At 48.2% G+C, this 13,575-nt stretch carries 13 protein-coding genes; all 13 read left to right on the top strand.

What is annotated here, in order from left to right:
- Window positions 1–156 precede the first annotated feature (156 nt).
- The 13 genes from nudC (at window position 157) to SPSPH_RS19405 (ending at window position 13,316) form a co-directional block, all read left to right on the top strand.
- Window positions 157–999 (top strand): NAD(+) diphosphatase, encoded by an 843-nt coding sequence (gene nudC / locus SPSPH_RS19465; protein WP_075757697.1) that lies wholly within the window; start codon window positions 157–159, stop codon window positions 997–999.
- 168 nt (window positions 1,000–1,167) lie between these two features.
- Complete coding sequence (locus SPSPH_RS19460) at window positions 1,168–1,599, top strand: hypothetical protein (protein ID WP_075757698.1); 432 nt, start codon at window positions 1,168–1,170, stop codon at window positions 1,597–1,599.
- 259 nt (window positions 1,600–1,858) lie between these two features.
- Window positions 1,859–2,305 carry a desulfoferrodoxin family protein gene (locus tag SPSPH_RS19455; RefSeq protein ID WP_075757699.1) on the top strand — a complete coding sequence of 149 codons (447 nt, stop codon included), beginning with the start codon at window positions 1,859–1,861 and terminating at the stop codon, window positions 2,303–2,305.
- Window positions 2,306–2,456: 151 nt separating this feature from the next.
- Entirely contained in the window at window positions 2,457–2,684 is a 228-nt protein-coding gene (locus SPSPH_RS19450; protein WP_075757700.1) for an FmdB family zinc ribbon protein, read from the top strand.
- A gap of 54 nt (window positions 2,685–2,738) precedes the next feature.
- Window positions 2,739–4,622 (top strand): sigma 54-interacting transcriptional regulator, encoded by a 1,884-nt coding sequence (locus SPSPH_RS19445; protein ID WP_075757701.1) that lies wholly within the window; start codon window positions 2,739–2,741, stop codon window positions 4,620–4,622.
- 305 nt (window positions 4,623–4,927) lie between these two features.
- Window positions 4,928–5,227 (top strand): UxaA family hydrolase, encoded by a 300-nt coding sequence (locus SPSPH_RS19440; protein WP_083945709.1) that lies wholly within the window; start codon window positions 4,928–4,930, stop codon window positions 5,225–5,227.
- Window positions 5,228–5,249: 22 nt separating this feature from the next.
- Window positions 5,250–6,416, top strand: coding sequence for a UxaA family hydrolase (locus SPSPH_RS19435; RefSeq protein WP_075757703.1), 1,167 nt, complete (start codon window positions 5,250–5,252; stop codon window positions 6,414–6,416).
- Window positions 6,417–6,442: 26 nt separating this feature from the next.
- Window positions 6,443–7,714, top strand: coding sequence for a lactate racemase domain-containing protein (locus SPSPH_RS19430; RefSeq protein WP_075757704.1), 1,272 nt, complete (start codon window positions 6,443–6,445; stop codon window positions 7,712–7,714).
- Between the two features lie 265 nt (window positions 7,715–7,979).
- Window positions 7,980–8,693 (top strand): ATP-binding protein, encoded by a 714-nt coding sequence (locus tag SPSPH_RS19425; RefSeq protein WP_075757705.1) that lies wholly within the window; start codon window positions 7,980–7,982, stop codon window positions 8,691–8,693.
- A 405-nt stretch (window positions 8,694–9,098) separates the two neighbouring features.
- The gene (locus SPSPH_RS19420) at window positions 9,099–10,415 is read left to right on the top strand and encodes a hypothetical protein (protein WP_075757706.1); all 1,317 of its coding nucleotides are present in this window, start codon (window positions 9,099–9,101) and stop codon (window positions 10,413–10,415) included.
- Window positions 10,416–10,716: 301 nt separating this feature from the next.
- Window positions 10,717–11,511, top strand: a complete 795-nt coding sequence (locus SPSPH_RS19415) for a DUF3100 domain-containing protein (protein WP_075757707.1) — start codon at window positions 10,717–10,719, stop codon at window positions 11,509–11,511.
- On the top strand, window positions 11,511–11,963 hold the full coding sequence (locus tag SPSPH_RS19410; protein WP_075757708.1) for a hypothetical protein: 453 nt from the start codon (window positions 11,511–11,513) through the stop codon (window positions 11,961–11,963). Before SPSPH_RS19415 ends, SPSPH_RS19410 begins: the two co-directional genes overlap by 1 nt.
- A 36-nt stretch (window positions 11,964–11,999) precedes the next feature.
- Entirely contained in the window at window positions 12,000–13,316 is a 1,317-nt protein-coding gene (locus SPSPH_RS19405) for an amidohydrolase (RefSeq protein ID WP_075757709.1), read from the top strand.
- The last annotated feature ends 259 nt before the right edge of the window (window positions 13,317–13,575 follow it).

The raw sequence follows: 13,575 nt of genomic DNA, 5'->3' as shown, positions 1-13,575 counted from the left end.
TATTTTACCTGGAACAGCCTGTATATTCTGTGATTATTATCATGCATAAGAACAAAAATTTTCGGCGCTGCACTTCATAGCATCACCGGCTGCAGCAGTAAAGGGAAAATCAGATTTTCAACGAAGAGATACTATAACAGAAAGAGGTGACTGCCTATGACTGATAGTAATCTGTATGACAGATATGTGCCGGCTAATCTTCCTGATGGTGATGAGGGTGAAGTGGCACAGCTGTTTATTTTTAACGATGCGCAAATGCTGGTTAAACTCAATTCGGAACACCCGGGCATCCCTGCCGCTGAAGATTTTAACGCAGTGGAAATGGAATTTTTGAGCAAGCAATATCTCGGTAAGCTGGATGGATATCCGTGTTATTGTATGGAAGTGGCTGGAGCGGCGGCTGCTCCGCCGGGTATGGCTTTCCAGGACTTACGCTCATTGCTGGGGCTGTTGGAGGAAGAAGTTTTTCTGCTGGCAGGCAGAGCCTTCCAAATCGTTAACTGGAACCGGATGAGTAAGTTTTGCGGCCGATGTGCAGCCATGACAGAATGGAAACAAACCGAGCTGGCCAAACTGTGTCCTGGTTGTGGTGCCGTATATTATCCCCGGATTTCGCCTGCCGTAATTGTGGCAGTTGTGCGCGGTGATCAGATTTTGCTGGCCCATAATAAGAATTTCAGACCCAAATGGTACAGTGTGCTTGCAGGCTTTGTGGAACCGGGAGAGACCTTCGAAGCTTGTGTAATGAGAGAGATAATGGAAGAGGTTGGTATCAAAGTTAAGAATGTAAGGTATTTTGGCAGTCAGCCTTGGCCCTTTCCCGACTCATTAATGGTGGGTTTTACTGCCGAATATGATAGCGGAGAAATTATTGTCGACGGAGAAGAGATTGACGCCGCCGGTTGGTACGGCCGTGACAATCTGCCGCCGCGGCCTAAAAATAATACGATTGCCGGACGGCTGATTGAGTCGGTTTTTTCAGATATTGACAAAGGTTAATGCTTAACGATATGGCTAAAAACGCAGCTATTCTATTAAAAACAGATATAAATGGACAAAATCTTGCCCAAAAGCTTATTTCAGTTTCAATAAGATTTGACTAATCAGTCAATGGCTGTGTATAATTAGCTAAAGTAGAAATACTAATTTAACATGGAGGAAATTTACATGAAGAAACAAGTTATTATCGGTCTGTTGCTTGTTTGCCTGCTATCTGTTACCGCTATACCCGCATCGCAAGCTTTTAGTTTGGGAGATGTTTTAAAAGTCGGCGGCATAGGTATTCTTATAGATAAATTCTCGTCGCCACTTAACGATTTCATCAACAAATTAACCTTTAAACATAATGCAGGCACAGAATTTGCCACTAAGGTAGTTCCCATTATATCTGTTGGCAACCATGGTTACATAGGAGCCGCCCAGATTACCGGTTCTCAGGAGTTGGTTGATAGAACCAAAGCCGTAATGCAGGTAGAAGGCAACTTTAACGGCAACCAGTTCAGGGTTAAAGCCTTGATCCCCGGCGACAGCACCAATCCCACCAAGTTTAGCCGGGTACAGGGAGTCGGAGTATCGGCCATTATTGATATCAAAATATAAGTACACCGCGAAAAACCTCTTGCTATCGCAGGAGGTTTTTTCTATTTGACAATTATTTGCTGGCTTGATAGTTTGGTAGTTTTTTGCTGAAATATATAAATAATTTAGAAAATTTAATCAGGAGCAACAAAAAAGGAAGGAAATTACAGAATGAAGCTAGAAACTACTTAAGGATAATCTTTACAATAGTAAGAAGAAACATTAGAATGGTATATGTAGTATGAAATACGTCTTATCTTAAAAGAGGAGGAATTTACGTATGGCAAAAAATTTAGGTGTTTACAGATGCTCTGATTGTGGCTACATGCTGGAAGTGGTTGAAATGGGCAAAGCGCAGCTCAAATGCAGCGGCAGCTCCTATGCGCTGACTTGCTCCAAAGCCGATGCTCAGGTAGTTTGCTGTGGCAAGGCCATGGAGCTTTTGGAGCCTAATACGGTGGAGGCGTCCACGGAAAAACATCTGCCGGTGGCTGAATTTGCTGAAACCGGAGAAGTTGTTGTTAAGGTTGGCAGTGCAGCGCATCCGATGACCCCGGAGCATTATATTCAATGGGTGGCCGTTGTTGCCGGCAACCGGGTGCAGCGCGTGCATTTTGAAGCCGGGCAAGCGGCAGAAGCTGCTTTTTGTGCCTGTAAAGAGACGGAAGTCGATGTATATGCCTACTGTAATCTGCACGGGTTGTGGAAGGCTACTGTGAAGAAATAATAGTTTGGCGGAAAAAAGGATAGCAAATTCCGGACCTGCAACCAGACCCTGGTTGCAGGTTTTTTTTTAGCAGGAAACTTGCCGTCAACAAAAGAAATAGTCATAATAACCATAAAGGTAATATTACGGATGTTGAAGGGAGCGGATTTGCATGCCAATATACGAATATTCATGTAAAACCTGTGGCAGGACAGTTGAATTATTACAAAAAATGGGTACAGATAAACCCGGTGTCCTCTGTCCTGACTGCGGTGAAGATGCTTTAACCAAGATGCTGTCGGTAACGGCTCCGGCACAAATGTCCAAAACAGCAACAGGCGGCTGCGATGCGGCTATTAGCCGGGGGCAATGCGGCGGCTGCTGTTCCGGTTGTCACTGAGAACCGGAACCTGACAGCTTGTGAGCCGGTACCTGTGCAAAAGAGGTAGGATTTATGAAGATTACTATTATTGCTCCGATGGATAACATTATGGATGCCGCCCGGGAAGTGCTGGCCCAAAACGACTTGCATTGGCCGGGCGAGATAGAAGTACTGCCAGGTCTGTTGGAAGCCGGTTTGGAGCAAGCCTGCCAGGCGGTAAAAAGGGGTACAGCTGTTATCATCAGCCGTGGAGGCACGGCGACTTTGATTGCCAAGCATGTGGATGTGCCGGTAGTCGAGATTCAGGTTACCGCTTTTGATATTCTCAGGGCTTTAAAAAGTATGGGTCATGTTTCCGGTACGGTGGGCGTAATATTTATGCGGCGTTTTTTGTTTGAGTGTGAAAAGCTGGGCGATTTGCTGGGTATACCCATTCAGGAGATTTTTATAGACAACGAGCTGCGGATTGAGGAAGAAGTGCTGGAGAAGGCTGGCCGCCAGGGTATCGGCACACTTCTGGGAGATGCTTCCGCGGTTAAGCTGCTTACGCCACGCGGACTAAAGGTTGGGCTTATCGAATCTTCGGTAGAATCTGTGCGCAAAGCCATCATTGAGGCAGGCAATCTCGCCGATGTGCGTCGGCGCGAACGGGAAAAGGCAGAACTATTCCGGACTATTATTGATACGTCGGCTGACGGAATCATCGCCATTGACAAAAATGAACAGATTACTATTTTTAACCCGGCCATAGAACGGATATACCAGCTGTCAGGCTCTGAGGTTATTGGCAGGAAAATCGGGGACATGATTCCGGACGATGGCTTGCGGGGGTGCCTGACAGGCGATACCGGCGAACGGGAAAGTGTACGGCGGGTAAATAACCGGGTATTTGCGATCAGGCGAATTCCGATTAAACTGGGTGAAGATATTGTCGGTGCAATCGCTAATGTGCAGGATGTTACACAATTGCAGAATTTTGAACAGCTTGTACGGCAAAAGCTGAATAAAAAAGGTCTTGTAGCCAAAGTTCACCTGGAACAATTAAGCGCTGCTTCCGGGCAAATGAAAGTGATTAAGGAGCGGGTGCGGCAATATGCCGCCAATGACGCTACTGTGCTGATAACCGGTGAATCGGGAACCGGTAAAGAGTGGGTTGCCCAGAGTATTCATAACCTGAGTCTGCGGCAAAAGGGACCCTTTGTGGCAATTAACTGTGCGGCGCTGCCGGAGTCTTTACTGGAAAGTGAACTCTTCGGCTATGAGGAAGGCGCTTTTACCGGTGCGAAGAAAGGTGGAAAATCCGGATTATTCGAGCTTGCGCACAATGGAACTATTTTTTTGGACGAGATTGGCGATATGCCGCTATCGGTCCAGGCAAGACTGCTGCGTGTTTTACAGGAAAAAGAAGTGATGCGGCTGGGAGCCGATAGTGTCATTCCGGTAAATGTACGCATTTTGGCGGCGACTAATCAGGATATGATGCACTTAGTTGATGGAAGGAAATTCCGGGCTGATTTGTATTACCGTCTGGATGTTCTTCGCTTGCATATTCCGCCGCTTAGAGAACGGGTTGAGGATATTCCGGAACTGGTAAACCGCTTTTTAGAGAAATCCCCGCACAGTCATATTGTGGGGATTACCGCAGAGGCAGTGAAATTTTTGCAAAAGCAATTTTGGCGGGGAAATATCCGCGAATTGGAAAACGTGATTGAAAGGATAAAACTGCTTGCTCCGGGCCCGTTTATTGAGGAACGGATGGTACGGGAAGAACTGTCTGCCTCCGGGCACATACTCCATGACGACATTGCTGGCCATACGGGACCGGATATGACAGAACGGCATAAACTGGAGCAAATCTTGTTTGAGGAAAAATATAATTATACGCAAGCCGCTAAAAGGCTGGGAATTAGCCGCACTACACTGTGGCGAAAGCTGCGGCAACGGCAAAAACCGTAATGAAACAAATTCGGGAAACATAATGTTGCGACTGAAACGTTGTGTTTCCCGAAAGTAAAGCTTTATAGGTTTTGCAGTACCCTGTTTCGGCAGGGACAGGCCGGTAAAAGCCAGGTATGTTACCACACACAACTCCAGGACTTAGCTTGGCATGAAAATTGCTAATATTAATAATTCAGAGCTGGCTTCCGGACAAGCTGCCCATTTACAGGCAAGCCGCCGACATTCCCGCTCATCAGGCCGGGAGCTGTGGCGGACGTAGTTGTCCGGCAGTAAGTGAGTAAATGAGGCTTGGAGGAAAACGTGTGAATAAATTCAAAGCCATTGTGATGAAAGCCAAAGACAATGTTGCAACCGTGACCGAGGATATTGAAGCCGGTTCGGATATTGCGATCCAGGCTAATGGTGAAACAGTACGCCTGCAGGTAACCAATCGCATTCCTTTTGGGCATAAAGTTGCCATCCGGGATATTTCCAAGGACGAAAGAATTATTAAATATGGTGAAGTTATTGGGATAGCAACTACCGATATTATGGCCGGACAGCATACCCATGTTCATAATTTAGTCGGCTGCCGCGGGCGCGGCGACCTGGCGGGTAAATAAAAATGCAGCATAGGAGTGGTAAATGATGAACTTTATGGGCTATCGTCGTCCGGACGGAACGGTGGGAATCCGCAATCATGTATTTGTTTTACCGACAGTAAATTGCGCCAACCAGGTAGCGCGGGGAATTGCCGCCAATGTCCGCGGCACCGTCTGGGTGGAACATCAACATGGCTGTTCACAGCTGGGGGCCGATGCCGAGCAGACGGCGCGCGCTTTTATCGGGCATGGCATTCATCCTAATGTTTACGGGGTGGTAGTCGTCGGTTTGGGCTGCGAAGTAATACGGGCCCAGGATATTGCGGCTGAAATCAAAAAACAATGTCCGTACAAACCGGTGCATACCATCATTATTCAAGATGAGGGCGGCTCCAATAAATCCATACAAGCCGGTGCCGTTGCCGCTCAGAATATGATGATTGAGGCGTCAATGCTGAAACGCGAGCCTATTGCTGCAGCGGAACTCATCCTCGGCACCGAATGCGGCGGTTCTGATGCCTGTTCGGGCCTGTCAGGCAACCCGGCCCTGGGAGCGGTCAGTGATATGCTGATCGACGCCGGTGGTACGGCGATACTTGCCGAGACGGCGGAGTTGATCGGTGCCGAGCATATTATTGCTGAACGGGCAGTCAATGAGGCGGTAAAACAGAAGTGCTACGCAACCATAGCGGCTTTCGAAGAGTCTGCCAAGCAGATGGGTGTAGATATGCGGGGCAGCAATCCGACTCCGGGCAATATTGAGGGCGGGCTGTCCTCAATCGAAGAAAAATCGCTGGGCTGTGTATATAAGGGTGGAACGCGCCCGTTGCAGGACGTCATCGGCTGGGCGGAAAAGGTGACAACCAAAGGGCTGGTCTTTATGGATACTCCCGGCAATGATATTGAACAATTGACCGGCATGGTGGCAGGCGGCTGTCATATCTGTGTTTTCACCACCGGGCGCGGTACTCCCACCGGCTCGCCGATTGCCCCTACCATCAAGGTAGCTACCAATACGGCCTTGTTTCAAAAAATGAACGACAATATGGATATCAATGCCGGCACCGTAATAACCGGTGATGAAACAGTCCAGCAGGTCGGAGAACGGATATTTACCGAAATGCTGGCGGTGGCATCCGGAAAAATAACTAAGGCCGAGGTCTTGGGACATAATGATTTCTCGATTATGCGAATAGGTCCAAGCATGTAGTGCTATAGAAGAAGGAGGAATTGCAAATGGGGATCATACAGGAATTGCTCAAAGGAACACCACTGCCGCGGGTAGTCAAAGTCCGGCAAAAGTTCAAAGTAACGGAGATCAGCGACATCCCGGCAGCCATGCGCCAGGAATTTGCCAAACCGGATATCGCTGACAGGATAAAGCCAGGTATGAGCATTGCTGTCGCGGTTGGCAGCCGGGGACTTGACAGACTTCCTGAACTGGTACGGCTGACAGTGCAGGAAATTAAACAGCGGGGCGGAGAACCCTTCATCGTCCCGGCCATGGGCAGCCATGGCGGTGCTACCGCTGCCGGGCAAGCCAAAGTGCTGGCCAATCTTGGCGTTACCGAGGAGAGTGCCGGCTGTCCCATTGTTTCCTCCATGGAAGTGGTGGAAGTCGGCAAGATCAAAAACGGGCTTGCTGTGCATATGGATAAAGCGGCTTATGAAGCAGACGGGATTGTAATTATCAACAGGGTAAAGCCGCATACGGCTTACCGGGGACCTTGCGAAAGCGGGTTGGCGAAAATGCTCAGCATTGGCCTTGGTAAACAAAAAGGGGCGGAAACCTGTCACCACTTTAGTTTCAAACATATGGCTGAACATGTTTTTGAAATGGCTCAGGTGAAACTGGCGTGCTGCAAGATTTTGTTCGGCATCGCCACCGTTGAGAACGCTTATGACCGGATATCCACCCTGGTGGCTGTTCCGGCAGAGAAAATCATGGAAGTCGACCAGCAATTGCTGCCTGAGGCCAAAGCCAAGATGCCGCGGATACTGTTTGATGCTGTTGATGTGCTGATTGTAGACCGAATAGGCAAGGAAATATCCGGTGATGGTATGGACCCCAATATCACCGGGCGTTTTCCCACGCCTTATGCCAGCGGCGGTCTGGATGCCAACAAAGTGATAGTGCTTGATTTGAGCAAAGAGACTAATGGCAATGCCTGCGGCATTGGCGTTGCCGATTATACTACCCGCAAATTGTTTAATAAAGTGGATTTTGATTACACCTATGCCAATTTGATTACCAATACAACTCCGGGGCCTGCCCGCATGCCGATGATGCTGGCCGATGACCGGGAAGCCATAATGGCTGCCATTAAAACCTGCAATATCGCCGATCTGTCCCAGGTCAAGCTGGTTAGAATTCAAGATACACTCCACATAGGAGAGATAGTTATCTCTGAAGCACTGCTAGCTGAAGCGCAGGCCAATCCCGATATGGAAATTTGCGGTGAACTGATGGAAATGGAGTTTGATGAGGCCGGGAATTTGGTTGGCTGATACTGACAACGAACTGCTTGCAGCGGCAGGCAGCAACTAACATATGCCTGAAATGTAAAACAGACTGATTGCTAAAACCATGGCATCAGTCTGTTTTGCATTTGTTCGGCAAAAACAATTCCTGTGATTTTAATCACTGACGACGGCTTGCCGTTTATTGTATTCTATAGCCAGGAAGATAACCTGCCGAAACGCGCTTGTCCGGCCGGGGAAATGCGGCGGCGCCGGGGCGGGGTATATAATAAATAATAAGGGAGGAATACCTGTGATACGGAAAATTGTTAAAATAGATGAAGAAAAATGTGATGGCTGCGGACTTTGTATCGGAGCATGTCATGAGGCAGCTCTCCAATTGGTTAATGGCAAGGCTAAGCTGCTGTCAGATAATTTGTGCGATGGCCTGGGGGCGTGTTTGCCGGACTGCCCCAGAGATGCTATTGCCATAATCGAACGGGAGGCCGAGGCCTTTGACGAAGCTGCTGTTCAAGCGCATATTGAAAGTGGCAAGCCACCGGTAAGTGCTCCGCCGCTGGCGTGCGGCTGTCCTGGGAACACAGTCAAGGAAATCAAAAAAGATACTGCTGTTAGCCCTAAGGAAGCGGTTGTTGCCGGTTCCGAATTGCGGCAATGGCCCTGTCAATTGCAGCTGGTACCGGTCAACGCTCCCTTCTTTGATCAGGCGCATGTACTGGTGGCAGCCGATTGCGCGGCCTATGCCCATGCCAACCTGCATGCCGGGTTCATGCGCAACAAGATCACGCTTATCGGCTGTCCTAAGCTGGATAAGGCCGATTATGCCGCCAAACTGACGGAAATTCTCAAGTTGCATGAAATCAAGAGTCTTACCGTAATCCGGATGGAGGTGCCTTGCTGTAGCGGTTTGGCCAATGCCGTCAAAGAGGCCCTGGTAGCCAGCGGCAAGATGATTCCTTGGCGTGTAGTGATTATTGGCACAGATGGAACTATCCGGGAAGATTAATTGTTCTGCCAACATAGCTTCCGGGGCTTTGGCAGTGGTTTGCTTTTAAAAAGCCGCGATTTCGCGGCTTTTTTTATTCCCTGGAATATATTGCGCGCCAACGCAAGGCCCGGCGCAGACAATCATCCTATAACGCTGCGCCGCTGGCGCTTAACCTCCGCTTCTCCGAAGCCAAAGGCTCGATATAAACCATGTTTTTTTTATCGCTTGAGACTTATGAAAAAAGAATAAGCCAACAGGACTGCAGAGAAAGGGATTTTGACGCGGCATATTTAAATACTATACTTATCAAAATACTGTCAACAAGCCTGAACCTGTATTGGGTACTATAGATCCAAGGACAATTGGCAGCAGCGAGTGGGACAAGGTACCTGTCCCCTTGTCCCGAAACAAGGAGTAATGAGCATGCACAGAATTGGTGTTGTCGGTCCTGAACGCTCGGTAGAGCGGATACTCAGGGTGGCCGAAGAATTTGAGCGTGAAATTGAATGTATTCCCTTTGCCTATGATGATGAAGCTGAGATCCAATCTATTTTAGAGAACAATCGCGCCAAGGTAAAAGGCTGGCTTTTTTCCGGTCCGGTTCCGTATATTATTGCCGGGGACTATCTGGAGGCAGCCGATACTGTGGCCTATTGTCAGACCATGGGCGGCGGGTTTTACCAGTGTTGTCTGCAGATGGCCTTTGACCACAAGGTGGTTTTGCAGCGCATCTCTGTTGATATCATTGAAGAGGAAGTGGATATAGAGAAACTATTGCAGGCGACAGGGATACCGTGGAGCGACTTTTACATTAAGTATTATACCCGCCGGTATAATCCGGAAGAGATCATCCGGTTTCATCTTGAACTATGGCGGGCAGGAAAAATTGATGGCGTGATAACTGCTTTGCGCAGTGTTATGAATGCGCTGCAAAAAGAAGGAATTCCTGTTTACCATTTTACGTTGACTGAACGGGAAATTTATCAATCCTTAAAAATTATCATCGAGAAGGTAAAGTCGTCCTATTTCAAAAATACCCAGGTCGGTCTGGTCATTATTGAAGTTGGCAGCTATGGCGAGATTATTGAGAAGGCCAGGACGCCCTATGATTTGCAGCTGCTGGAGTTGAGACTTAAAGAGATTTTACTGCCGCTTTGCAAGAGTTTGGACGGCTATCTCCTGGATAAAGGCAGAGGGGTGTATGAGATCTTTAGTTCCCGCGGGGCTGTGGAACGGGAAATAACCATGCTGCAAGCTACAATTGAGCGATTAATACTGGCAGTAAATATTGACGTTCCCGTCACCGCCGGCATTGGTTTCGGCCAAACGGTTTTTGCTGCTGAAATCAATGCCCACCGGGCTCTGCGCAATACCAGAGAACAAAAGGAAAACCGGATCATTATTGTGCAGGATGATGGCAAAATAGTCGAAGTTGTTGGGCGCGGCAAGGGATTGAGTTATGACTTTTATTCTAACGATACAGCTTTATTGAAGAAGTTGAATCAGGCCGGTGTGGGAATCAAGACCTACCGCAAAATCGAGAACATCATACACCGGATGGGCTGGGGGGCTTTTTCGGCTGCCCAGCTGGCTGCCCAGCTGTCGGTTACCGAAAGGAATGTGCGGCGGATTATAACCAGTCTGTGTGAGGCTGGCCTGGCCGAGCAGGCCGGCGAAGAGTCTGCGGCAAGCAGGGGGCGGCCCAGCAAGTTGTATCAACTGGCTGCGTCCAAGCATTAAAAGGCTTGATGGGCATGCAAGCCGCTGCTAGCTAGTCTGCTCGCAAAAAAGTCATATTGTCTGTCAGGGTAACAGCCTGCTTAACCATAGTGTGTTAAGCAGGCTGTTTGCTTGTTGGATAAGTTTCTTTATATACATAATCTGGTTCCAACAAAATTACTTGATAGTTCTAAGCAGATTGTTATATAATTATTTTAGGAAATATTCCGTATATATTCCTAAAATGAGGGGGAGTTTGCAACAAGCATGGAAAATTTGGTTATGGAAACTGGTTTTACAGTAATAATTGGGGAGTGATGTAATGGACATTTTGCGCAATTGGAAAATTCACCTGTTAGTGCTCATCATTGTTGTTATATCAGAGCAGATTGGGATGATAAAGTATGGTCTCATTATTTTATTGCCTTTGTTGCATGCGATGGTATTAGGCGGCGTGGTCAGCTTTCCCCGGTTTAATATTCTGTCCACCAAGCAAATGGAAACAGCTGCCGGAATATTGCCGGTTGCCATGATGCTGTTAATTGTCAAAATCGGGCTGGATATAGGACCTAATCTTTCCCTCTTATTTCATTCAAAAGGGGCGCTATTGTTTCAGGAAATAGGGCATTTTTTCGGGACAGTGCTTTTAGGCCTGCCGATTGCCGTATTGCTGAATATGGGCAGAGAAGCCGTTGGCGCTACCTATTCGGTTGCCAGGGAACCGAATATTGCCATCGTTGCGGAGAAATATGGCCTTGATTCACCGGAAGGCCGCGGCGTAATGGCGATGTATATCTGCGGTACGCTGTTTGGTGCCGTGTGGCTGGCGATTTTGACCGGTATTGTGGCTAAATTGGGTGTGTTCCATCCGTATGCGTTAGCCATGGGGTCGGGTGTAGGCAGCGGCAGTATGATGGCCGCCTCTGTCGGTTCCATTATTGCAGCCTATCCCGACATGGAACAACAAATCCGGGCCTATGCGGGAGCTGCCAACCTGATGTCTACGATTTTGGGCATTTATGTAAGTCTCTTTTTCTCTTTGCCGCTGGCGAACAAGCTGTACAATTTCTTAAGCAAGTTTCAGCGCAATAAAAAAATTGCAGAGGAGCGGATATAATGGGCAAGCTGCTGAATATGACCATTGTCCTGATAATCACAGGCTTGTTTGTGGCGGTTGCCAATCTGATCGGTTATAAAGTCGATTGGTATAGTTCGCTGCTGGGCATTGCTGTTATTGTCGCGATTGGCCTTGTTGGCATGATTCTTAGTCAAATACCTGTGCTTAATAAATTGCCTATGGTTTTTTGGATATCCTTTGTTGCCGTTATTCTCTCTCTCCCGGCTTTTCCCGGCAGTGCCTGGATTATTGAGACCACCAAAAAGGTACAGTTTTTAGCCATTACCACGCCGGTTTTGGCCTATGCCGGTTTGTCGGTGGGGAAAGATATTGAGATGTTTAAAAAGCTGTCATGGCGTATCGTACCAGTAGCGCTGGCAGTAATTACCGGGACGTTTATTTTCGCCGCCATTATTGCCCAGTTTGTCCTGAAATGGGAAGGCGCGATTTAGTCATAAGAAACTCAAGAGGGGTACTGGAGGTAGACAATGACGAAAGAGGAATTAAAACAGAAGGTTTGTCAGGCAATTGAAGTCAGACAGGAGCAGATTATTGAACTGGGAGAGTCCATCTATCGTGAGCCGGAGTTAGGTTTTAAAGAGACTAAGACTGCCGCCAAGGTGGAAAACATATTTCGTAACCTGGGCGTAGCTTATGAAAAAGAGTTGGCTCTTACCGGCGTGAAAGGACGGCTGAAAGGCAAAAGGTCTAACCGCACGGTTGCCGTCTTAGGTGAACTTGACGCTGTAACTTGTGCCGGGCATCCGGGGGCAGACCCTTTAACCGGTGCTGCCCATTGCTGTGGCCATAACATTCAGATTGCAGTGCTGATGGCTGTAGGTATGGCACTGCTTGATACCGGCGCGATGGATTTTCTGGCCGGTGATGTCGTACTGTTCGCTGTTCCGGCAGAGGAATATGTTGAAATTACGTACAGAAACAAGCTGCGGGAAGAAGGAAAAATTGCCTACCTTGGCGGCAAGCAGGAATTGATTTACCGGGGAGCCTTTGATGATATTGATATGGCGATGCAAATTCATTTGCTTACCAATACGGAAGCCGACAGCTTTGTCCGGCTTGGCAGTACCAGTAACGGCTTTATTGGCAAATTGGTTCAGTATCAGGGCAAAGCCGCCCATGCCGCCATGGCCCCGGCGGAAGGAATTAACGCCCTGAATGCAGCTATGCTGGGTATCATGGGGGTTCATGCACAGCGGGAAACCTTCCGTGAGCAGGATTATGTGCGGTTTCATCCGATTATTACCCAGGGTGGCGATTTGGTAAATGTTATCCCTGAAGATGTGCGTATGGAGAGTTATGTTCGTGCCGCCAGCATCGAGGCGCTGCGCGACAGCAACATAAAAATTGACCGGGCGCTGCGTGCCGGCGCCGATGCGGTAGGCGCTGCAGTGTCTATTCAAAGTTTGCCCGGTTACTTGCCGATGAATAATAACCAGGAGCTTAATCAAGTGTTTAGAGCCAATGCGGAAGCTGTATACGGCCAGACACAGGTGGGTGCCGGAACCCATGAGGCAGGCAGTACCGATACAGGCGATCTTTCACACATCATGCCGACGATTCACCCTTGGCTTGGTTGTGTTTCCGGTGCGCTGCACAGTAAAGATTATTCTGTGGCTGATTCTCACGCGGCTTATATCAAGTCTGCACAGGCACTGGCGATGACGGTTATTGACCTATTGTACGGTGACGGCGAAGCGGCGGAGCAGATATTGCAGGAGTACAAGCCGCTGTTAACAAAAGAGCAGTATGTAACCTTTCTCAATTCATTTAACCAGGCTAATTAACCTCCCAATACCGGACAGGTATTGGGAATGACAGAGGGTCGTTTTATTGACCCTCTGTCATTTTTTTTAAAAAGCGAGACTACACTTGTGGTGGGTGATAAACCCCGGTCAGGTGTAGTCTCGCTTTTGTGATGCTGTTCTGCCGCTAATCGGAGAATCGCAACATAACGAGAATGGTTTCCCAATATTAGGAAAAGCGAGGAATATATATGACAAGTAGTCATATATATGGAGTAAGACGGTAGTGGTGCCAGTACCA

This window comes from Sporomusa sphaeroides DSM 2875 (assembly GCF_001941975.2).
Lineage (GTDB): Bacteria > Bacillota > Negativicutes > Sporomusales > Sporomusaceae > Sporomusa > Sporomusa sphaeroides.
The sequence above is the reverse complement of the archived record's forward strand: the minus strand, read 5'-3'. Positions and strand labels throughout refer to the sequence as shown.